General features: G+C 58.7%; 15 protein-coding genes, 1 tRNA gene, 2 rRNA genes and 4 pseudogenes. 11 read left to right on the top strand and 11 right to left on the bottom strand.

The genetic code is table 11. The features are described 5' to 3' along the window. Positions 1-6 precede the first annotated feature (6 nt). The 4 genes from lon to tig form a co-directional block, all read right to left on the bottom strand. Positions 7-2,436, bottom strand: coding sequence for an endopeptidase La (gene lon, locus LK440_RS05145; RefSeq protein ID WP_005014581.1), 2,430 nt, complete (start codon positions 2,434-2,436; stop codon positions 7-9). A 165-nt stretch (positions 2,437-2,601) separates the two neighbouring features. Then, positions 2,602-3,900, bottom strand: a complete 1,299-nt coding sequence (clpX, locus tag LK440_RS05140) for an ATP-dependent Clp protease ATP-binding subunit ClpX (protein ID WP_005014587.1) — start codon at positions 3,898-3,900, stop codon at positions 2,602-2,604. A 104-nt stretch (positions 3,901-4,004) separates the two neighbouring features. After that, positions 4,005-4,658 (bottom strand): ATP-dependent Clp endopeptidase proteolytic subunit ClpP, encoded by a 654-nt coding sequence (clpP, locus tag LK440_RS05135; RefSeq protein WP_005014589.1) that lies wholly within the window; start codon positions 4,656-4,658, stop codon positions 4,005-4,007. A gap of 2 nt (positions 4,659-4,660) precedes the next feature. Then, positions 4,661-5,971: a trigger factor gene (gene tig / locus LK440_RS05130; RefSeq protein ID WP_005014590.1), complete on the bottom strand. Its 1,311-nt coding sequence runs from the start codon at positions 5,969-5,971 to the stop codon at positions 4,661-4,663. 227 nt (positions 5,972-6,198) lie between these two features. On the opposite strand from tig, the gene LK440_RS05125 reads away from it, so the two are divergent. The 7 genes and pseudogenes from LK440_RS05125 to LK440_RS05100 all read left to right on the top strand — a co-directional run. After that, positions 6,199-6,738 (top strand): TIGR00645 family protein, encoded by a 540-nt coding sequence (locus LK440_RS05125; protein ID WP_005014595.1) that lies wholly within the window; start codon positions 6,199-6,201, stop codon positions 6,736-6,738. Positions 6,739-6,834: 96 nt separating this feature from the next. Then, positions 6,835-7,161, top strand: a pseudogene (locus LK440_RS05120) (transposase family protein); the annotation flags it as partial. Between the two features lie 61 nt (positions 7,162-7,222). Then, positions 7,223-7,522 (top strand): annotated as a pseudogene (locus LK440_RS05115) (transposase); the annotation flags it as partial. After that, positions 7,522-7,887, top strand: coding sequence for a hypothetical protein (locus LK440_RS18075; RefSeq protein WP_135238891.1), 366 nt, complete (start codon positions 7,522-7,524; stop codon positions 7,885-7,887). The pseudogene LK440_RS05115 and the gene LK440_RS18075, both read left to right, overlap by 1 nt. Next, complete coding sequence (istA, locus tag LK440_RS05110) at positions 7,769-8,779, top strand: IS21 family transposase (protein ID WP_025341473.1); 1,011 nt, start codon at positions 7,769-7,771, stop codon at positions 8,777-8,779. The genes LK440_RS18075 and istA overlap by 119 nt, the downstream gene beginning before the upstream one ends. After that, positions 8,776-9,546 (top strand): IS21-like element helper ATPase IstB, encoded by a 771-nt coding sequence (gene istB / locus LK440_RS05105; RefSeq protein ID WP_005013542.1) that lies wholly within the window; start codon positions 8,776-8,778, stop codon positions 9,544-9,546. Before istA ends, istB begins: the two co-directional genes overlap by 4 nt. 76 nt (positions 9,547-9,622) lie before the next feature. Next, positions 9,623-10,291, top strand: a pseudogene (locus tag LK440_RS05100) (IS3 family transposase); the annotation flags it as partial. On the opposite strand, the gene LK440_RS05095 reads toward LK440_RS05100, so the two are convergent. The 3 genes from LK440_RS05095 to LK440_RS05085 all read right to left on the bottom strand — a co-directional run bounded on the left by LK440_RS05095 (position 10,259) and on the right by LK440_RS05085 (position 11,701). Next, positions 10,259-10,750 carry a DUF924 family protein gene (locus LK440_RS05095; protein WP_005014598.1) on the bottom strand — a complete coding sequence of 164 codons (492 nt, stop codon included), beginning with the start codon at positions 10,748-10,750 and terminating at the stop codon, positions 10,259-10,261. The pseudogene LK440_RS05100 and the gene LK440_RS05095 overlap by 33 nt on opposite strands. Before the next feature lie 109 nt (positions 10,751-10,859). Continuing rightward, entirely contained in the window at positions 10,860-11,063 is a 204-nt protein-coding gene (locus LK440_RS05090) for a cold-shock protein (protein ID WP_005014599.1), read from the bottom strand. A gap of 317 nt (positions 11,064-11,380) precedes the next feature. Beyond that, on the bottom strand, positions 11,381-11,701 hold the full coding sequence (locus LK440_RS05085; RefSeq protein ID WP_005014600.1) for a hypothetical protein: 321 nt from the start codon (positions 11,699-11,701) through the stop codon (positions 11,381-11,383). 661 nt (positions 11,702-12,362) lie between these two features. Between LK440_RS05085 and tnpA the strand changes: the two genes are divergently transcribed. The 3 genes from tnpA to tnpC all read left to right on the top strand — a co-directional run bounded on the left by tnpA (position 12,363) and on the right by tnpC (position 14,667). Continuing rightward, positions 12,363-12,701 carry an IS66-like element accessory protein TnpA gene (gene tnpA, locus LK440_RS05080; RefSeq protein WP_005014610.1) on the top strand — a complete coding sequence of 113 codons (339 nt, stop codon included), beginning with the start codon at positions 12,363-12,365 and terminating at the stop codon, positions 12,699-12,701. Further along, on the top strand, positions 12,698-13,033 hold the full coding sequence (gene tnpB, locus LK440_RS05075) for an IS66 family insertion sequence element accessory protein TnpB (RefSeq protein ID WP_005014613.1): 336 nt from the start codon (positions 12,698-12,700) through the stop codon (positions 13,031-13,033). The genes tnpA and tnpB overlap by 4 nt, the downstream gene beginning before the upstream one ends. A 62-nt stretch (positions 13,034-13,095) precedes the next feature. After that, on the top strand, positions 13,096-14,667 hold the full coding sequence (gene tnpC, locus LK440_RS05070) for an IS66 family transposase (RefSeq protein WP_005014618.1): 1,572 nt from the start codon (positions 13,096-13,098) through the stop codon (positions 14,665-14,667). 169 nt (positions 14,668-14,836) lie between these two features. On the opposite strand, the gene LK440_RS05065 is transcribed toward tnpC, so the two are convergent. Continuing rightward, positions 14,837-14,915: transfer RNA gene (locus LK440_RS05065), tRNA-Ile, on the bottom strand. Positions 14,916-15,460: 545 nt separating this feature from the next. Here LK440_RS05065 and LK440_RS05060 point away from each other — a divergent pair. Continuing rightward, a complete protein-coding gene (locus LK440_RS05060; RefSeq protein WP_005014621.1) occupies positions 15,461-15,772 on the top strand; it encodes a DUF4148 domain-containing protein in 312 nt (103 codons plus the stop codon). A 192-nt stretch (positions 15,773-15,964) separates the two neighbouring features. Here the strand turns inward: LK440_RS05060 and LK440_RS05055 are convergent. From LK440_RS05055 to LK440_RS05045, 3 genes and pseudogenes are all read right to left on the bottom strand, one after another. Further along, positions 15,965-16,818 (bottom strand): annotated as a pseudogene (locus LK440_RS05055) (IS3 family transposase). 502 nt (positions 16,819-17,320) lie between these two features. Then, positions 17,321-17,433: ribosomal RNA gene (rrf, locus tag LK440_RS05050) — 5S ribosomal RNA — on the bottom strand. Between the two features lie 137 nt (positions 17,434-17,570). Beyond that, a 23S ribosomal RNA gene (locus LK440_RS05045) occupies positions 17,571-20,450 on the bottom strand. Positions 20,451-20,748: the final 298 nt, after the last annotated feature.

Below are 20,748 nucleotides of genomic sequence, written 5' to 3'. Positions count from 1 at the left end.
GGCGGATCAGTGCTTGAGCACGGGATCGCCTGACTCCACTGGCTTGCTGACAATGGTTTCCTTGACGGGCTCTTCATCGGCCAAGGGCTCGGGCAGACGCTCCAGCGCCATTTCCAGCACCTTGTCGATCCAGCGCACCGGCACGATCTCCAAGCAGTTCTTCACGTTGTCTGGAATCTCTGCGAGATCCTTGACGTTTTCTTCCGGTATCAACACGGTCTTGATGCCACCGCGGTGCGCTGCCAGAAGCTTTTCCTTCAGGCCACCAATAGGCAGAACCTCGCCTCGCAGGGTGATCTCGCCGGTCATGGCAACATCCGCGCGCACCGGGATGCGCGACAGCGCCGACACCATGGCCGTAGTGATGGCGATACCCGCCGACGGCCCATCCTTAGGCGTGGCGCCTTCAGGAACGTGGACGTGCATGTCGTGCTTCTCGAACACGCTATCGGCAAAGCCCAGACGGCGAGCCCGCGACCGCACTACGGTACGGGCCGCTTCCACCGACTCTTTCATGACGTCGCCCAGCGAACCCGTGCGCTGAATATTGCCTTTACCGGGCATGTCCGCCACTTCAATGGTCAGCAGATCGCCGCCCACCTCGGTCCACGCCAAACCGGTCACCTGCCCGATCTGGTTCTCTTTCTCAGCCATGCCAAACGTATAACGGCGCACGCCGAGATAGGCATCGAGGTTCTCGGCATTGACCACGACCGGGCCGGTCTCAGGCTCGCCCTTATCCTTTGCCGTAAGCAATTGCTTGACCACTTTGCGGCATATCTTGCCCACTTCTCGTTCGAGCGAACGCACTCCCGCTTCACGCGTGTAATAACGCACGATGTCGCGCAACGCGCTTTCTTCGACCGTCAGTTCGTTTTCCTTCACGCCGTTGTTCTTCATCAGCTTGGGCAACAAATGATCGCTGCCGATATGGATTTTCTCTTCTTCGGTGTAACCCGACAGACGAATCACTTCCATACGATCAAGCAAGGCCGGCGGAATATTCAGCGTATTGCTGGTCGCCACGAACATCACGTCGGACAGATCAAAGTCCACCTCGATGTAATGATCCTGGAAGGTGTGATTCTGTTCCGGATCCAGGACCTCAAGCAATGCCGACGACGGGTCGCCGCGAAAATCCATGCCCAGCTTGTCAATCTCATCGAGCAGGAAGAGCGGATTGCGAACGGCCACCTTGGACATGTTCTGCAAGATCTTGCCCGGCATGGAGCCGATGTACGTCCGACGGTGCCCACGGATCTCGGCCTCGTCGCGCACGCCACCTAACGCCATCCGGACGAACTTCCGGTTGGTCGCCTTGGCAATGGACTGTCCCAGCGAGGTCTTACCCACGCCCGGAGGGCCCACCAGACACAGGATAGGCGCCTTGACCTTGTCGACACGCTGTTGCACCCCAAGATACTCGAGAATGCGCTCTTTGACCTTCTCCAGGCCATAGTGGTCATCGTCCAGCACCCGCTCGGCATTGGCGATCGAGTTGTTGATCTTGCTTTTCTTCTTCCAGGGAAGATTGATGATCGTGTCGATGTAGTTGCGCACCACCGTGGCTTCGGCGGACATCGGCGACATGAGCTTGAGCTTTTTGAGCTCAGCGTCGGCCTTCTTGCGCGCCTCTTTGGGCATGTGCGCGGCGATGATCTTCTTTTCGAGCTCTTCGAGATCAGCGCCCTCTTCGCCCTCGCCCAACTCCTTCTGAATGGCCTTGACCTGCTCATTCAGATAGTAGTCGCGCTTGCTCTTCTCCATCTGCTTCTTGACGCGGCCACGGATGCGCTTTTCGACCTGCAGAATGTCGATTTCGGTTTCCAGCTGCGCGAGCAGCCCCTCAAGGCGCTCGGCCGTGGGCACGATTTCGAGCATCTTCTGCTTTTGCTCAAGCTTGAGCGGCAGATGCGCAGCGATGGTGTCGGCCAAGCGGCCGGCGTCGTCGATACCCGCCAACGAGGTCAGGATCTCGGGCGGAATCTTCTTGTTGAGCTTCACGTACTGCTCGAACTGCGCCACGATGGCACGGCGTAACGCCTCCGCCTCGGGGCCTGCCGTGGCGTCGGGCGCGATCGGCGTGACCTGGCAGGTAAAGTGCGAGTCAGCATCCTGAATGCTGTCGATGCGCGCGCGCTGGCTGCCCTCGACCAGCACTTTGACGGTGCCATCGGGCAGCTTGAGCATCTGCAGAATACTGGCTACGCAACCGATGTCGTAGACGTCTTCCGGAGTGGGGTCATCCTTACCGGCGGACTTCTGCGCCACCAGCATGATGCTTTTACCCGCTTCCATCGCCACTTCCAGCGCACGGATCGAGCGCGGGCGCCCGACGAACAGCGGAATAACCATGTGCGGAAACACCACCACGTCGCGCAGAGGCAACAGGGGCAAGTCAATCGGATCTGAAGGCAGGGTCTGGCTCGCAGACATAGGGGGTTCCTCAGAGTGAATGAGAGGGACACAAGGGCTGCATAGGCCCGAGGTCGGTTACGTCTGATATGGGAACGATAGCCCAAAAATCAAGATGCTGATTACGCGGCCGCATCAAGATGCAAAAAAACCCGCCAATGACGGGTTTTTTGCAGAGCATGCGGCTCAGGCCGCCGCGTCTCGGACCTCGCCTTGGCCTGCCTTGGCAGACTCAGCACCCTCGTCGGCGTAGATCAGCAGGGGCTTGCCCCCGCCTTCGATGGCGTTGCCATCGAGAACGGCGCGACTGACATTGCCCTGCGAGGGTAAGTCATACATGGTGTCGAGCAACGCCGACTCAAGGATCGAGCGCAATCCACGCGCGCCGGTCTTGCGCTTGAGCGCCTTGCGCGCGATTGCCGTCAGAGCATCCGGCCGGATATCCAGCTCGGCTCCTTCCATGGCAAAAAGCTTCTGGAACTGCTTGACCAGCGCATTCTTGGGCTCGGTAAGAATCTGCACCAGTGCAGCCTCGTCGAGCTCATCGAGCGTGGCCACGACCGGCAGGCGGCCGACCAGTTCCGGAATCAGGCCAAACCTGACCAGATCCTCCGGCTCGGCTTCACTGAAGAGTTCGCCCACGCCACGCTCGGATTTGGCCCGAACCGAAGCCGAAAACCCGATACCGGATTTTTCCGTGCGGTCGCGGATGACTTTTTCCAGCCCGTCGAAGGCACCACCTACGATGAACAGGATATTCGTCGTGTCCACCTGGACGAAGTCCTGGTTGGGGTGTTTGCGCCCGCCTTGCGGAGGCACGGAAGCCACCGTGCCTTCGATGAGTTTCAGAAGCGCCTGCTGCACGCCTTCGCCCGATACGTCGCGGGTGATGGACGGGTTATCAGACTTGCGCGAAATCTTGTCGATCTCATCGATATAGATGATGGCCCGCTGGGCCTTCTCGACGTCGTAATTGCAGTTCTGCAGCAACTTCTGGATGATGTTCTCGACGTCTTCGCCAACATAACCAGCCTCGGTCAAGGTAGTGGCGTCGGCCATCACGAAGGGGACGTTGAGCATGCGTGCAAGCGTTTGCGCCAGCAACGTCTTGCCCGAGCCCGTGGGCCCGATCAGCATGATGTTGCTCTTGGACAGCTCGACCTCATCGCCCTTGATCTCGCCATGCCGGATGCGCTTGTAATGGTTGTAAACCGCTACCGCCAACATGCGCTTAGGGCCGGTCTGACCGATGACGTACTGGTCCAGGAAGGATTTGATCTCAACCGGAGTCGGCAATTCGGAACGAATCGCCGCGCGCGCGGTCGCCTGCGCTTCCTCACGGATGATGTCATTGCAAAGGTCGATGCACTCATCGCAGATGAATACAGACGGACCTGCGATCAGCTTGCGGACCTCATGCTGGCTCTTGTTGCAGAAAGAGCAATGCAGCACTTTTGCGTCTGCCGATCCCTTTTTTTCAGGCATAAGTGTTTCTAGTCTCTGGTAGGAGATGCACTCCCCGTTGCCGGGGAATGCATGTAACGCTTATCGGACGTGGCGGCAGGGCCTGCAAGCCAGGCAAAAACGTATCAAACGTCTTCGCGTCGGGCCAGAACCTTGTCTACCAAGCCATACGATACCGCATCTTGAGCGGACATGAAGTTGTCACGCTCGGTGTCTATGGCGATGCGCTCGACCGGCTGACCGGTATTTTCGGCCAGGATGCGGTTGAGGCGCTCGCGCAAGTCGAGAATTTCCTTGGCCTGGATCTGAATGTCGCTGGCCTGCCCCTGGGCGCCGCCCGAGGGCTGGTGAATCATGATGCGGGAGTTGGGCAAGGAAAAGCGCTTGCCCTTCTTGCCCGCTGCCAACAGAAATGCACCCATGCTGGCCGCCAACCCGGTGCACAACGTGGATACATCGGGCTTGACGAACTGCATGGTGTCGTAAATGGCCATGCCCGCATACACCGACCCGCCGGGCGAGTTGATGTAGAAGGAAATGTCCTTATCAGGATTCTCCGACTCCAGAAACAGCAATTGGGCGACGACCAGATTGGCCGTGGCGTCATTGACAGGCCCGACCAAAAAAATCAGGCGCTCTCGCAACAGGCGCGAGTAAATGTCATAGGCGCGCTCGCCACGGCCGGACTGCTCCACCACCATGGGGATATAGCCCAGCCCGGTGGGCGTCACCGACGCTCCACCATACATTGCCGCATAGAAATCGGTGAATCGCTGCATAGTTATGCCATCCCCATCAACTGATCGAAGGGAACCTTTTCATCGGTTACCTTGGCCTTTTCCAGCACGTAGGCCACAACGTTGTCCTCCAGCACGATCGCCTCGATCTCGGCGCGGCGCTGGCGGTCCGACAGATAGTAGCTGACAACCTGAGCGGGCTGCTCGTAGTTCTGGGCGAACTCTTCGATGCGGGCGCGAACCTGCTCCGGCTTGGCCTGCAACTGAGCTTGTTTGACCAGCTCAGACACCAACAGACCCAGGCGAACACGGCGCTCGGATTCGGCTGCGAATACCTCTGCCGGCATGGGCATGTTTTCGGCATTGGGCACGCCGCGCTGCTTGAGCTCTTCACGGGCCTGAGCAATGCGGCCTTGCACGTCGTTATCGACCAGCGCTTTGGGCACATCAAACTTGGCAGCGTCGACCAACGAGTCCATCACGCTGGTCTTGGTGCGGCCTTGCGAACGGACCTTGACTTCACGCTCGATGTTGCTGCGGATATCAGCCTTGAGCTTTTCGACGTCAGCATCGGCCTGGCCCAGCGACTTGGCGAACTCGGCATCGACAGCAGGCAATACGGCCTCGGCCACTTCCTTGACGGTGATCGTGAACTCGGCGGTCTTGCCAGCGACTTCCTTGCCTTGATAGTCCTCGGGGAAGCTCAGGGGGAAGACCTTGGTCTCACCAGCCTTCAGGCCGCGCGCCGCTTCTTCGAACTCGGGCAACATACGGCCCTGGCCCAGAACGAAGGGGAAGTCCTCAGCCTTGCCGCCTTCGAAAGGCACGCCATCGATCGTGCCAGCGAAATCGAGAATGACGCGGTCGTCGTCTTGCGCGGCACGGCCTTCGCGAGTTTCGTAAGTAGCACGCTGCTTGCGCAGAACATCGAGTGTCTTGTTGACTTCAGCGTCGCTGACTTCGGTTTCGAAGCGCGTTACGGCAAGACCCGACAGATCAGGCACGGCGACTTCGGGATAGACTTCGAACGTCGCCGAGAAAGCCAGTGTGGCTTCGTCCACGCCTTCGGTCTTGGGCTCCAACGACGGGCTACCGGCCACGCGAAGCTTGGCGCCTTCGACGGCCTGCTCAAAGGCACGGCCGACTTGGGAGTTGATCACGTCATAGCGGATACTCGGACCATGGCTACGCTCGAGCATAGCCATCGGCGCTTTGCCGGGACGGAAACCCGGCACCTTGGCGGTGCGGGCCACGCGCTTGAGCTGCGCCTGGACTTCCTTTTCCACGTCGGCCACGGAAATGGCCAGATCAACACGGCGCTCCAGGCCGGAGAGGGTTTCAACCACAGGCTGCATCAAAAGACCTATTTTTCGAGGGATGAGAAGAAATCGAACCCGGCAAACGACGAATCGAACCGGGTAAACCAGCCATTTTACCGGAAAGTCGCCCGACAACCCCAATCCCCGTCCCGTAGCGCCCCGCAGATGGCCTCGCCGGAGGGGACTGTGGCCTGCAAAACGACACCTGCCGTTGCTAGAATGCGAGCCGCCTGAATCCCACTTCACCAAATAGGCTCGCAACGATGAACCCTCAACAGCCCCCTCGCCTCGGCATTCTGCCGGCCCTGATATTCAGCTCGCGCTGGCTGCAACTACCTCTCTACCTTGGCCTGATCGTCGCCCAGGGCGTCTACGTCTTTCTGTTTCTCAAGGAGCTATGGCATCTGGTGTCGCACACCAATAGCTTCGGCGAGATGGACATCATGCTCCTGGTGCTGGGGCTGATCGATGTCGTCATGATTTCCAACCTCCTGGTCATGGTGATCGTCGGTGGCTACGAAACCTTTGTTTCGCGCCTGCGCCTGGAAGGCCATCCGGATCAGCCTGAGTGGCTCAACCACGTCAATGCGAGCGTGCTCAAGGTAAAGCTTGCCATGGCGATCATCGGTATCTCTTCGATCCACTTGCTGCGCACGTTCATCGAAGCCGGCAACCTGGGATCAGACAATGCCCGCTTTACCGAAACCGGGGTTATGTGGCAAACCATCATTCACGTGGTATTCATACTCTCGGCGGTAGGCATCGCCTACGTAGATCGACTCACGAGCAGTGCAGACCACTAAGCCTCAAAAAATAAGGTTCATCGCGGAATAGCGTGGAGCCGTGCTTGATTGCCGTTACGCTTGATCCTTGATTTTTCAAGGATCAAGGCCGGGATCATGCTGGACCGCAAGACGATCGAGAGGTTGGGTGGGTGGGAAGGTTATCGGGTGGAGCGGGTCGTGTGGCCTGAAGGTGAGAGCCGGACGGTCACGATTTACCTGAAGCCTTCAGCGCGAACGATGCACTGCGAGCACTGCGGCAACCGATGTCGGCAGGTGCATGAGACGACCACGCGCCGGGTGCGGGATCTGCCGCTAATGGCGCTGCGAGTGACGCTGGTAGTGCCGCGTCGGCGGGTCTGGTGCGAGCAGTGCGGTGGACCGCATCTGGAGAGGCTGAGCTGGCTGGGCCGTTACCAGCGAGTGACCGACCGGCTGGCCGAGGTGACCTGCTCCCCGTGATTAGTACGAAATCGATGTAGAGTCCGTTCCCAAAGGAATGGCAATGAAGAAACGATTTACGGAAGAGCAAATCATCGGCGTGCTCAAGGAAGCCGATGCAGGTGCCAAGCCCGCAGAGTTGTGCCGCAAGCACGGAATCTCCGAGGCAACGTACTACAACTGGAAGGCGAAGTTCGGTGGCATGACGGTGTCGGACGCTCAGAGGCTCAAGGAGCTGGAGCAGGAGAACAACAAGCTCAAGAAGCTGTTGGCCGAGTCGATGCTGGACAAGGCGGCGCTTCAGGATCTGCTAAGCCGAAAGTAGTCAGCCCGCAGGCCAAACGCGAGGCGGTCAGGACATTAATGACCGAGCGCAGCATGGGTGTTACCCGGGCCTGTGGGCTGGTAGGAATTTCGCGGTCGCTGTTTGCCTACGAGAGCACACGCTCAGGCGATGCTGCGCTGACCGAGCGCATGAAAGAGATGGCAGTGGCGAAACGACGCTACGGCTATCGGAGGATCCATGTCAGCGCCGATGTAATACTGACCCACCGCGTCGGAGTAAATCTGACCCACCTGGGCGATGATGGCGGCCTTTTGGCCGCCGACAATGTTGACTCAGGAGCAAGCAGTGGAGATCAAGGTAATGGCGCGTCGCGGCGTCAGCATTCGGGAGATGGCCAAGCAGCTGGGCTGCTCACGCAACACGATCAGGCGGTATCTGCGTGAGGCTGGTGCCCAGCAGTACAAGCCCCGCGAGGCACGGACCACCAAGCTGGATCCGTACAAGGACTATCTGCACGGGCGCATCGAGGCGGCCCGGCCGCACTGGATTCCAGCAGCCGTGCTGCTGCGGGAGATTCAAGAACTGGGCTACCCCGGTGGTGTAACGCAGCTCAAGGAGTTTCTTAGCGGCTACAAGCACCAGGAGCCTGAACCGGTCGTTCGTTTTGAGACGCCGCCTGGCAAGCAGATGCAGGCCGACTTCACCCACATCCGGCGCGGCCGTGATCCCTTGATGGCCTTTGTCGCCACGCTGGGATACAGCCGTTCGAGCTGGGTGCGGTTCACCACCGATGAGCGCGCCGACACTTGGTTCGGATGTCTGCGTCAGGCCTTCATCTACTTCGGCGGCGTACCCCAGCACGTGTTGTTCGACAACGCGGGCGCCATCATCACCGAGCGCGATGCCTACGGCCCCGGCCAGCATCGCTGGCACAACGGGCTGTTGGCCGTCGCCCAGGAGTTCGGCTTCACCCCGCGTGTGTGCCAGCCTTATCGCGCCAAGACCAAGGGCAAGGTCGAACGCTTCAACGGATACCTGAAGGGCAGTTTCTGTGTCCCGTTGGCCGCGCCCCTCAAGCAGGCTGGCCTGCGCTTCGATGTGACGGCAGCCAACGCGCACGTCGGTCGCTGGCTCACGGAGGTGGCCGATCAGCGGCTGCATGGCACCACTCGGGAGAGACCCGCTAAGCGGTTGCAGGAAGAGCGCCTGGCGCTACTGCAGTTGCCTGCGCAACACGGCATGCTGGTGCCGGCCACGTCTCACCGGCCTGTGCCGCGAGAGAGCTTCCAGCACCCGCTGTCGGTCTATAACGAGTTGCTGGAGGTGCGAGCATGAACCTTCAACACAACCGCATCGAACAGATCTGCGATGTCCTGAAGCTGGAGCGTATCGGCAGCGAGTGGCCCGCCATGGCCCAGCAGTGCGCCCGCGAAGACGCCAGCCATGGCGACTTCCTGGAGCGCCTTCTGGGTATTGAGAACGACGCCCGGATCGAACGCCAGCGCGCCGCCCTGATGAAGATCGCCACGCTGCCCTCGGTCAAGACCATCGAAGACTATGACTTCGCCTTTGCCAGTGGTGCGCCGCGTGCCCAGATCCAGGAACTGGCGGCCCTGAGCTTTATCGAACGGGCTGAGAACGTGGTGTTCCTGGGACCCAGCGGCGTGGGCAAGAGCCACCTGGCGCAGGCATTGGCGTACCGCGCCGTCATGGCGGGCATCAAGACCCGGTTTCTGACTGCCGCCGACCTGATGATGCAGTTGGCCACGGCCCATAAGCAGGACCGGCTGCAGCAGTACTTCAACCGCGCTATCATCGGGCCGCGCCTGCTGGTGATCGATGAGATTGGCTATCTGCCCTTCGGGCGCGAGGAAGCAAACCTGTTCTTCAACGTGGTGGCCCAGCGCTACGAGCGTACCAGCATCATCGTCACCAGCAATCTGCCCTTCAGCCAGTGGGCCTCGTGCTTCTCTGAGGATCAGACGCTGACCGCTGCCTTGCTCGACCGCCTGCTGCACCACGCCCATATCGTGCAGATTGCCGGGGAAAGCTACCGGCTCAAGGACAAGCGCAAAGCAGGAAACATCAAGATCAGGAACTAGGTTTTTGAACGCCGGGGTGGGTCAGATTTACTCCGACGATTCCGACGAAAGTGGGTCAATTTTCAACCGGCGTTGACAGATCCATGTGCTCTTACGTCGCGAAGGCTGGCAAGCAAATCACAAGCGAATCTGGCGGCTGTACAGTCTGGCAGGGTTAAGCGTGCGAAAACGAAAGCGTAAGCGAATCGCGGCGACCGAGCGCGTGGTTCGCCCAGCGGCAATCGCGCCGAATCAGAGTTGGTCAATGGACTTTGTGGCCGACGGCCTAGCCTATGGCCGCCGATTCCGCTGTTTGACTATCGTCGATGACTACACTCGCGAATGCCTGGCCATCGAGGTCGATACGTCGTTGCCGGGACTGCGTGTTGCCATGGTGCTGCAACGGCTGGCGGAGATGCGTGGCCTGCCGCGATCTATTACCGTGGACAACGGGCCAGAGTTCGCCGGAAGAGCCTTGGACGCCTGGGCCTACCAAGCAGGCGTAAAGCTGTCGTTTATTCGGCCGGGTAAGCCGGTGGAGAACGCTTATATCGAAAGTTTCAACGGCAAGTTCCGCGACGAATGCCTTAACGAGCACTGGTTCTTGTCCCTGCGACAGGCTAAAAGCTTGATCGAAAACTGGCGAGTCGAGTACAACACCGATCGGCCTCACAGCGCGCTCGGATATTTAACGCCGGCGCAATTCGTGCAGGCTCATCAGAAAGAAGGTCTTTTACCCCTGGGCTCTATGTCGGTGCCGTACTAAATCTGGGGGCAGGTCACGGTGAATAATAGCGAAACGCAAGGTTTCCCCGCCCAGGTGTGTCATTAATTCAACGCCTTCTTGCTGGGCGTCAATATTCTCTGCGTGCTCATAAGGCAAATAAATGAACGCGCGCAATTCCGTGTCGACTTCCCGATCCAGTCCATGCGCGACAGCGCGTCGCGCCACAGCCAGCGCCAGACCGTCGGTGGCAAACATATGGCCCGTGCCACGAAAGGCATTGCGCGGGAACTGGTCCAGCAGCACGAGCAGTGCCAGCACCCCATCAGCGCTGCCTTCCCAGTCAAAAAGCTCTCCCCGCGCGGCAGCGAAATGCGCCTCGAGGAAGCGCTCCCTGAATTCGCGGTCGAAGGCAACATCCCGTGCGAACCAGCGCTGCGGGCCGGCATGACGCCAGAAATCGAGTACATCCGAAGACTGGCAAGACGACGAAGAAGGCATGACGGACCTCTATCAAGAAGGATGTCGCGCGCCCACCGGGCGCGCGGCAGGGACAGGCAACAAAAAAGCCCCTTGCGGGGCTCGGCTTTGGCCTAGATTCAGCTATTTATTAGATGATCTGAATCTTGGTTGCCTGGGGACCCTTGGGGCCCATCGCCGTGACGTAGCTCACGCGCTGGTTCTCTTCGAGGGTCTTGAAGCCATTGGACTGGATCTCGGAGAAATGAGCGAACAGGTCCTTGCCACCCGATTCCGGGGTGATAAAGCCATAACCTTTCTCTGCGTTGAACCACTTAACGACGCCGGTTTCCATACTGTATTTCCTAAGATAGTGGGTGCGGATGCACCCGGAGCCACGATGCAATCAAGGAGGGGACAGCAGGACAATAACTGATGCCGGAAAAGGCACGGCACTGAACAGACTTCGCAACACTTGATCTCTCGTGCCGACACTATCGTCAGGTTCCTCTCCTAAGTCAAGATAATCCATAAAAATACGTCCGAAGAATGCAACAAATAGAAACTGCCGTTACGCTCTGCTTTATCTTCGTGTCAATATTTGGATGTGTCTTATTTACTAATAATCAAAGAGATAGCGAAGAAAAGCCCCCTCCAGCCGCCCCGGTTTGCTCACTCTTCGATCGGAAGACCCAGCAGATCCAGGGCTGCAGCAAAACAGTCCACATCTGCGCAAAAGAAGACCACCACGTCAGCAGGGTTGAGATTCTCTAGCACTTCATCGATCTGCTCCTGGGCGCCATCCACCGTATCGACAGAAGCCGCATGAATCGAGGCCCCATCAGACAGGGCTTCGGGCGGGACGAAATCCGCGATAGAGTCCAGATCCGGCACACCCAACACGATGTAGACACCAAAGGGGATGCCATCCACCGTAGTCTGCAGGCTGATACCCGAGTCGAATTCGCCGGTCTGGCTACTGATAATTTCCATTGATACTTTCCTGGTTGGCCACATGGCTGTCATGATCGTGCGCCGGAACGGCTGCCCCCCGCATACGCCTGGTCAGAAGTGCGCACGCGCAGGCAATGACCAGACTAAAAAGGCCACCGGCTGCCGCTAGGAGCCAGGCCATACCCCCGCTCGCCATGGGCGGCGTCATCCATGCCACGGCCCCCGCAACGAGGGCGGAGGCCAATGCCACGGCACGCAAGGTGGACCCTAGAGTTTTCCGACAGCCAGCAGCCACGCCAGCGCATAGCGCAAACGTGACAGTGGCCGTCATGAACCAGAACAGACTCTCCTCGGGCATGCCGAAACTCCGCGCACTGCGAGGCGCGCATTATAGGCGGCCTAGCCCAACGCCCTAGAAACGGTACGAGTACCCCACCACGGCGGAGACCTCACGCGAGACGTCAGAGCCATGGCCGTAGCGCATGTCTAGAAAGACGCGATGCGGCCCGGTGTCCAGCGCAAGCCCACCCCCTATGCGCCATCGATTGCCGGGCAAGGCAGCCTTATAGGCCGACCCGCCATAAGATACATTGTCGTCGTTTGACAGCTGCGCAAGATAGGACATCCGTAAGCGCCCGGCGAACCCATATTGAGCGCGTGCGTTGTCCTCGATAGTGTCCACCACGTTTAGGTGGACACCATGTCGAAGACAGAATTAGCGCCGGTTCCTAAGCGTCGGTCTTATCCGAAGGCGCTGAAGGCCCAGATCGTGGCCCAGTGCAGCCAGCCAGAAACCTCCATTGCCGGCGTGGCGCTGTCACATGGCGTGAACGCGAACCTGGTGCATAAGTGGATTCGCCAGGCCGAACGGCAGGCCCCTGTAGCGCCGGCGTTCGTGCCGGTCGCGTTGCCTGCGGTGCCCTCGTCAGGCCGTCACATCGAGATTCGCTTGTCGCGCGGTCCCGCGCAAGCGACGGTGCAATGGCCCGTGAGTGAAGCGGGCGCATGTGTGGCGTGGCTACGCGAGTGGCTGCGGTGATCCGTGTCGATGCGATCTGGCTGGCCACCGAGCCGCTGGACATGCGCGCCGGCACCGAGACGGCACTGGCCCGGGTGGTGGCCGTGTTCGGTTCGGCCCGTCCGCACCACGCCTATTGCTTTGCAAACCGGCGCGCCAACCGCATGAAGGTGCTGGTACATGACGGGATCGGCGTGTGGCTGGCTGCGCGCCGGCTGAACCGCGGCAAGTTCGTGTGGGCCGATGCGCTGCGCGGCCCCCACGTCGCGGTCGACAGTGAGCAGTGGCAGGCGCTGGTGCTGGGCCTGCCTTGGCAGCATGTGGGCGGGGCCGGCGCGATCTCGGTGTTGTAGCGCCGGACAATCCGGCAAGACGCCAATATCGCCGCTGCGAGCCCCGCGGCATACTGTGGGCCATGAGTACCGCATCCCTGGATCACCTCGACGCACAGCAACTGCGCGCGTTGGCCGAACGCCTGATGGGCGAGGTGGCCGCGCGTGACGCCCAGATAGCGGCGCACGATGCGGTGGTTGCCGAGCGGGATCGCGTACTGCACTTCAAACAGACGCACATCGACCAGCTCATGCAGGAGCTGGCGCTGTACAAGCGCTGGCGCTACGGCAAGCGCAGCGAGCAATTGAGCCCGGCGCAGGCAAGCCTTCTGGAAGAGACAATGGACGCCGACATGGCGGCTATCGAAGAGGAAGTCAACGCGCTGCGCGAAGCGATCTCCACCAAGCCTGCGCCGTCGCAAGCGCCGCGTCGCATGCGGCTGCCGGCCGAGTTGCCGCGCACCGACATCCACCATGAACCGGCGTCCACGACGTGCCGCTGCGGCTGCGGCTTGAAACGCATCGGCGAGGACGTCAGCGAGAAGCTGGATTACCTGCCGGGCGTCTTTACGGTCGAACGTCACATCCGCGGCAAATGGGTGTGCGAGCACTGCGAGACGCTCACGCAGGTGCCGGTCCCCGCGCAGGTCATCGACAAGGGCATCCCGACGGCGGGACTTCTGGCGCAGGTGCTGGTGGCCAAGTTCGCCGACCACCTGCCGCTATACCGCCAGGAAGGCATCTTTGCGCGCGCCGGTCTGGCGCTGCCGCGCTCGACGCTGGGCGAGTGGGTCGGCGTATGCGGGCTGCGGTTGCAGCCGCTGGTCGATGCGCTCAAGGCCGAGGTGCTGGGCAAACCCGTGCTGCATGCCGACGAGACGCCAGTGCAGATGCTCAATCCGGGCGCGGGCAAGACGCACCGGGCCTACTTGTGGGCATACACACCGACCTCGTTCGACAGCCTGCGTGCAGTGCTCTACGACTTCGCGCCAAGCCGGGCCGGTGAGCACTGCCGCACGTTCCTGCAAGATTGGCGCGGCAAACTGGTGACCGACGATTATGTGGGCTACAAGGCCGGCTTCGCTGCCGGCATCAAGGAACTTGGCCGCATGGCGCACGCCAGGCGCAAGTTCCATGACCTGCATGCGAGCCACCAGAGCCAGATCGCCGGAGAGGCACTGGATCTGTTCGGCGCGCTCTACGGCGTAGAGCGGGACGTAGCCGACCTGCCTGCCGACAAGCGCAGGCGGATACGTCAGGATCGCGCCAGGCCGATCGCCGAGACCTTGCATCGATGGCTGATCGCGCAGCGCCAGCGCGTGCCCGATGGCTCGGGTACCGCACGCGCCATCGACTACAGCCTCAAGCGCTGGGAGGCGCTCACGCGCTATCTTGATGATGGCGATGCACCGATCGACAACAACTGGGTGGAGAACCAGATCCGGCCCTGGGCGATCGGGCGCTCGAACTGGTTGTTCGCAGGCTCGCTGCACGGCGGGCAGCGTGCGGCCGCCATCATGAGCCTGATCCAGTCGGCGCGGCTCAATGGGCACGACCCGTACGCCTATCTGAAGGACGTGCTCACGCGCCTTCCCACGCAGAAAAACAGCCAGATCGCTGAGCTGCTGCCGCATCGGTGGCAACCTGCTGCATAAGCAGAACCGTCAAGGGTGTGTTCAGCAGGCGCTTACGTCTAGGAAACCCGGGGCGACTCACACCTTGCCGCGCACCCCGAAACGGTCACGTTTTGGTCACAGCAGACGCCGGAAACGAAACAGCCGCCATTGCTGGCGGCTGTAGGTACCTGATTGCTCAGGATTTCTTTGGTAGCCCCCCCGAGAGTCGAACTCGGCACCAACGGATTATGAGTCCGCTGCTCTAACCAGGCATGAGCTAGAGGTCCTTAAAACTTACTGCCTTTGGCTTGCGCCGTAGTCGCCGACGATGCCGGGGTCTGTCCCAGTGCCAGCATTACCCCGATCCCAATACACACGCGTTGTCTGACTAACCTCGGTCGAGTCATCAAGCCACTCCTTGGATGTAAAAACAGGTGGTGGTGGTGCGCTTTCTCTGAGGTCGGCTGAGCGCCAACCTTGTCTTGCTGACAAGAACCCGACAGCGCGTCGGGCGTGACTGATCGTATCGTGCTTCACGCGACGCAGGGAGACATTTATTCCACCCACGAACAGGTAACACCGGTCGTGCAGGCCCGCCGGCACCGAGACGTTCGCAAGGCTGCAAGTTGTTCTGTGAATTCAACCCATAATACGAGGTTAATTATTCATTTATTTATTTATTAGCACGAAAAATGGGATAATCATTCTCGAAAAACAGGGTTTATACCTATGTTGCAGCAGCGCACAATACAGTCATTGGGAAACAACAACGAACATCGACGGAAAGGCCGCCGAGTCCGGATCCCAGATCCAACGAACCGGAGGAATCATCATGAAGACCCTTACTAGCGCAGTGCTCGTATCCCTTGCCGTCCTGAGCACCGGTGCCTTTGCCTCGCAGAACATCGAACCCAATGACGTTCCCTTCCAAGGCGTCTACAGCCAGAGCACCAGCTCTGTGTCGCGGGCTGACGTCAGCGCCGACCTGCAGCAAGCGAAGGCCAAAGGCCTGTACACGTTCGGCGAGTTGGACTACCCCGCCGTCCAGATGAGCCGTCAATCGCTGAGCCGCGACCAGGTCAAGGCCGAACTTGCGCAAGCCAAGGCCAGCGGCCAATACAGTTTTGGCGAACTGGACTACTAACCCGCAGGGCTGGGTAGGAACCTGACCGGGATTCAAGATCCGATCCTGGAGACAAAGCGCCGGCCCAAGCCGGCGCTTTGCTTTTACTGTCGTGCCCCGCTCGGATCTGTCCCCATCATGCGCGTCCAATATGAGCAAACCAGATAGTCCTCATACGCCGATTCCGACAGTCGGTGTGACCTGCCCCCAGATTTAGTACGGCACCGACATAGAGCCCAGGGGTAAAAGACCTTCTTTCTGATGAGCCTGCACGAATTGCGCCGGCGTTAAATATCCGAGCGCGCTGTGAGGCCGATCGGTGTTGTACTCGACTCGCCAGTTTTCGATCAAGCTTTTAGCCTGTCGCAGGGACAAGAACCAGTGCTCGTTAAGGCATTCGTCGCGGAACTTGCCGTTGAAACTTTCGATATAAGCGTTCTCCACCGGCTTACCCGGCCGAATAAACGACAGCTTTACGCCTGCTTGGTAGGCCCAGGCGTCCAAGGCTCTTCCGGCGAACTCTGGCCCGTTGTCCACGGTAATAGATCGCGGCAGGCCACGCATCTCCGCCAGCCGTTGCAGCACCATGGCAACACGCAGTCCCGGCAACGACGTATCGACCTCGATGGCCAGGCATTCGCGAGTGTAGTCATCGACGATAGTCAAACAGCGGAATCGGCGGCCATAGGCTAGGCCGTCGGCCACAAAATCCATTGACCAACTCTGATTCGGCGCGATTGCCGCTGGGCGAACCACGCGCTCGGTCATTAATGTCCTGACCGCCTCGCGTTTGGCCTGCGGGCTGACTACTTTCGGCTTAGCAGATCCTGAAGCGCCGCCTTGTCCAGCATCGACTCGGCCAACAGCTTCTTGAGCTTGTTGTTCTCCTGCTCCAGCTCCTTGAGCCTCTGAGCGTCCGACACCGTCATGCCACCGAACTTCGCCTTCCAGTTGTAGTACGTTGCCTCGGAGATTCCGTGCTTGCGGCACAACTCTGCGGGCTTGGCACCTGCATCGGCTTCCTTGAGCACGCCGATGATTTGCTCTTCCGTAAATCGTTTCTTCATTGCCATTCCTTTGGGAACGGACTCTACATCGATTTCGTACTAATCACGGGGAGCAGGTCATACCGAGCGCGTAACCCAGGAAACAAGGGCCCGGCATGCGTCTTCGCCCGGCATGACTCCCGCTCGATCACGCGTCAGCAGAAAACACACCGCTTGCGCAACGCTCTAGAACGGCTAGCTGCGCAATGCTGCCCACAGTGGCGCCAGGCAGCGTTCCGGCATCGTCGAGTTGCACGAGCAGCGGCGCGTAGGCTTGCGCCCCAACCTTCTGTGCAGAAAGCCTCGCCTGCGTGGCGACGCTAGGGTCAGGCCAAGCCGCCATGCGTCAGGTCCGGCGTCAATCAAGCAAACGACAGGGACTGGCAAAGAGGCGTTGGCAGAGGGGGGAGGCAACCATGTCCGACATCGGGTCGAACATGTGGAGATCGCCTCACGGGTGTAAATGTTTTGCGCAAAACAAAACCCCGTAAGCGGATAGCTTACGGGGTTTTGAGGAATAAAAGCCTGACGATGACCTACTTTCACAGACGTACGTCCACTATCATCGGCGCGAAGGCGTTTCACTGTCCTGTTCGGGATGGGAAGGAGTGGGGCCACCTTGCTATGGTCGTCAGGCGTAACCGGCTAAGCGGTTGACGCGTTGTCAACGGCTTGAATTTGGAAGAAGCAGCAACTGAGGTTGCGTTGATGTATGTTCAGACGGCACTGGCGCGAACTGGCCAGCAATCGTATATGTAAGACTAAAGAGTTATAGGATCAAGCCGCACGGGCAATTAGTATCGGTTAGCTTAACGCATTACTGCGCTTCCACACCCGACCTATCAACGTCCTGGTCTTGAACGACCCTTTAGGGGGATCTAGTCCCCGGGATACCTAATCTTCAGACGAGTTTCCCGCTTAGATGCTTTCAGCGGTTATCTCTTCCGTACTTAGCTACCCGGCAATGCCATTGGCATGACAACCGGTACACCAGAGGTACGTCCACTCCGGTCCTCTCGTACTAGGAGCAGGCTCCGTCAAGTATCCAACGCCCACGGCAGATAGGGACCAAACTGTCTCACGACGTTTTAAACCCAGCTCACGTACCTCTTTAAATGGCGAACAGCCATACCCTTGGGACCGGCTACAGCCCCAGGATGAGATGAGCCGACATCGAGGTGCCAAACACCGCCGTCGATATGAACTCTTGGGCGGTATCAGCCTGTTATCCCCAGAGTACCTTTTATCCGTTGAGCGATGGCCCTTCCATTCAGAACCACCGGATCACTATGTCCTGCTTTCGCACCTGTTCGACTTGTCAGTCTCACAGTCAAGCACGCTTATGCCATTGCACTATCAGCACGATTTCCGACCGTACCTAGCGTACCTTCGAGCTCCTCCGTTACACTTTGGGAGGAGACCGCCCCAGTCAAACTGCCCACCATGCACTGTCCCCGATCCGGATAACGGACCAAGGTTAGAACCGCAAACAAACCAGGGTGGTATTTCAAGGTCGGCTCCCTCGAATCTAGCGACTCGAGCTCAGCGCCTCCCACCTATCCTACACAGGCCGGTTCACAGTCCAATGCAAAGCTACAGTAAAGGTTCATGGGGTCTTTCCGTCTAGCCGCGGGTAGATTGCATCATCACAAACACTTCAACTTCGCTGAGTCTCGGGAGGAGACAGTGTGGCCATCGTTACGCCATTCGTGCAGGTCGGAACTTACCCGACAAGGAATTTCGCTACCTTAGGACCGTTATAGTTACGGCCGCCGTTTACCGGGGCTTCGATCAAGAGCTTGCACCCCATCACTTAACCTTCCGGCACCGGGCAGGCGTCACACCCTATACGTCGACTTTCGTCTTTGCAGAGTGCTGTGTTTTTAATAAACAGTCGCAGCCACCGATTCTCTGCGACCCCATCATGCTCAGCGCGCAGGCGCCTCACACTACCGGGGCATACCTTCTCCCGAAGTTACGGTATTAATTTGCCGAGTTCCTTCTCCCGAGTTCTCTCAAGCGCCTTGGAATATTCATCCCGTCCACCTGTGTCGGTTTGCGGTACGGTCTCGTACAGCTGAAGCTTAGAGGCTTTTCTTGGAACCACTTCCAATCACTTCGCGAGACATGCTCGCTCGAGCCACACCCTTGATTTACGCGCCCGGATTTGCCTAAGCGCCATCTTCAATGCAGCAACAGGGACATCCAACACCCTGATGATCTTCCGCGATCCGTCCCCCCATCGCACTGTACGACGGTGCTGGAATATTAACCAGCTTCCCATCAGCTACGCATCTCTGCCTCGCCTTAGGGGCCGACTCACCCTGCGCCGATGAACGTTGCGCAGGAAACCTTGGACTTACGGCGAGGGGGCTTTTCACCCCCTTTATCGCTACTCATGTCAGCATTCGCACTTCTGATACCTCCAGCAGCCTTCACAAGCCACCTTCGCAGGCTTACAGAACGCTCTCCTACCGCGTGTACATAGTACACACCCGCAGCTTCGGTTTATCGCTTAGCCCCGTTACATCTTCCGCGCAGGACGACTCGATCAGTGAGCTATTACGCTTTCTTTAAAGGGTGGCTGCTTCTAAGCCAACCTCCTGACTGTCTATGCCTTCCCACTTCGTTTCCCACTTAGCGATAATTCGGGACCTTAGCTGGCGGTCTGGGTTGTTTCCCTCTTGAGTCCGGACGTTAGCACCCGGTGCTCTGTCTCCCAAGCTGTACTTGCAGGTATTCGGAGTTTGCCATGGTTTGGTAAGTCGCCATGACCCCCTAGCCATAACAGTGCTCTACCCCCTGCAGTAATACTTGAGGCACTACCTAAATAGTTTTCGGAGAGAACCAGCTATTTCCAGATTTGTTTAGCCTTTCACCCCTATCCACAGCTCATCCCCTAGTTTTTCAACACTAGTGGGTTCGGTCCTCCAGCACGTGTTACCGTGCCTTCAACCTGGCCATGGGTAGATCATCTGGTTTCGGGTCTACACCCAGCGACTGGACGCCCTATTCGGACTCGCTTTCGCTACGCCTTCCCTATTCGGTTAAGCTCGCCACTGAATGTAAGTCGCTGACCCATTATACAAAAGGTACGCCGTCACCCCATAAAGAGGCTCCGACTGTTTGTATGCATACGGTTTCAGGATCTATTTCACTCCCCTTCCGGGGTTCTTTTCGCCTTTCCCTCACGGTACTGGTTCACTATCGGTCGATCACGAGTATTTAGCCTTGGAGGATGGTCCCCCCATCTTCAGACAGGATTTCACGTGTCCCGCCCTACTTCTCTTACGCCTAGTTCCACACTCTGCATTTCGTCTACAGGGCTATCACCTGCTACGGCCGGACTTTCCATTCCGTTCGACTATGCAAAATGCTAAATCGTAAAGGCTCTTCCGATTTCGCTCGCCACTACTTTCGGAATCTCGGTTGATTTCTTTTCCTCGAGCTACTGAGATGTTTCAGTTCACCCGGTTCGCCTCCACTGGCCTATGTATTCAGCCAGGGATACCGCTTGCGCGGTGGGTTTCCCCATTCGGATATCTGCGGATCAATGCTTGTTTGCCAGCTCCCCGCAGCTTTTCGCAGGCTACTACGTCCTTCATCGCCTGTGATCGCCAAGGCATCCACCATATGCACTTAGTCGCTTGATCCTATAACACTAAAGTCTTATAGGTGCTGTTCATTCGTGCTTGTGCCGTTCATAAGTTCAAAGCATCTGACCAAACGCTTGCGCGCCCAGCCAGTTCTTGAGACTTGGAACAAAATCATGCAATCACAACCCGTATCCGTCCTCATCGACTCGCGCCGACTACTAAACGAACACTTTACGTTGTGTTTCTTCCAAATTGTTAAAGAACATATATAGCTGTCGGGCCAAAACCCAACGCTTAACACTGACTCGCAGCACTAAGCGTTGCTCTCTCGCCTTCTGGTCTCGCCCCACACCCA

This window comes from Bordetella holmesii, assembly GCF_020735985.1.
Lineage (GTDB): Bacteria > Pseudomonadota > Gammaproteobacteria > Burkholderiales > Burkholderiaceae_B > Bordetella > Bordetella holmesii.
Note: the sequence above shows the minus strand (reverse complement) of the source record. Positions and strands in the feature narration are given on the sequence as shown.